Genomic DNA, 795 nt, shown 5'->3' with positions numbered 1-795 from the left:
TCAGGAGACGTTGACCGCGGTGTCGTCGACGACGAACGAGGTCTGCAGAAGCCAGTCCTCGGTGCCGGTGAACTTCAGGGTGATGGTCTGGCCGGCGTAGGCGGCCAGGGAGAAGGACTTCTGGCTGTAGCCGCTGGCCTTGTTGAGGTTGGAGTAGGTGGCCAGGGTCGCCAGGACGCTGCCGGAGGAGTTGAGCACCTGCACGGTCAGTTTGTCGTACGCGGTGCTGCTGGTGGTTTCGGAGGTGTCGATGTGCAGCCAGAAGGTGAAGTTGTAGGAGGTGCAGCCCGCGGGCAGGCTCACCGACTGGGACAGGGTGTCGGTGTGGGTGGTGCCGTAGCCGTCGAGCCAGGCGTCCCAGGTGCCGCTGTGGGTGGGCTGGCCCTGGGAGCCGTACTGGCCGATGACGCCGGAGGTGGAGGCCCAGACGGTGTTACCGGACTCGAAGCCGGGGTTGCCGAGTTTCTGTCCGGCGCCGGTGCAGCCGCCGCCGCTGCCGTTGACGGTCAGCGTGTACGTGGCCGAGTGGCTGCCCGAGGTGGCGGTGCCGGTCACGGTCACGGTGTAGGTGCCCGCCGCGGTGCCCGAGCTGGTGCTGATGGTCATCGTCGACGAACCGCCCGAGGTCACCGAGGACGGGCTGAACGACGCGCTGGCCCCGCTGGGCAGACCCGACGCGGCCAACGACACCGTCTGCGCCGACCCGCTCGTGGTCGCGGTCGCCACGGTGCTCGACACCGAACCACCCGCGGTCACCGAACCCGACGTCGGCGACAACGACACCGAGAAGTCGTT

At 68.3% G+C, this 795-nt stretch carries 2 protein-coding genes; one reads left to right on the top strand and one right to left on the bottom strand.

The window, feature by feature from the left end:
* Complete coding sequence (locus ACL02O_RS34340; protein ID WP_412822346.1) at nucleotides 1-606, bottom strand: hypothetical protein; 606 nt, start codon at nucleotides 604-606, stop codon at nucleotides 1-3.
* Between ACL02O_RS34340 and ACL02O_RS34335 the strand changes: the two genes are divergently transcribed.
* Nucleotides 581-795 (top strand): hypothetical protein (locus tag ACL02O_RS34335; RefSeq protein WP_412822345.1); only part of this gene is annotated, 215 nt, incomplete at its 3' end. The two genes, ACL02O_RS34340 and ACL02O_RS34335, sit on opposite strands and share 26 nt — an antisense overlap.

The organism is Micromonospora mangrovicola (assembly GCF_047200535.1).
Lineage (GTDB): Bacteria > Actinomycetota > Actinomycetes > Mycobacteriales > Micromonosporaceae > Micromonospora.
This window is presented reverse-complemented; position numbering and strand designations above follow the sequence as displayed.

Bases quoted from the DNA above. Each gene is read 5' to 3' on its own strand.
- ACL02O_RS34340 (WP_412822346.1), bottom strand. From the start codon at position 606: ATGACCATCAGCACCAGCTCGGGCACCGCGGCGGGCACCTACACCGTG.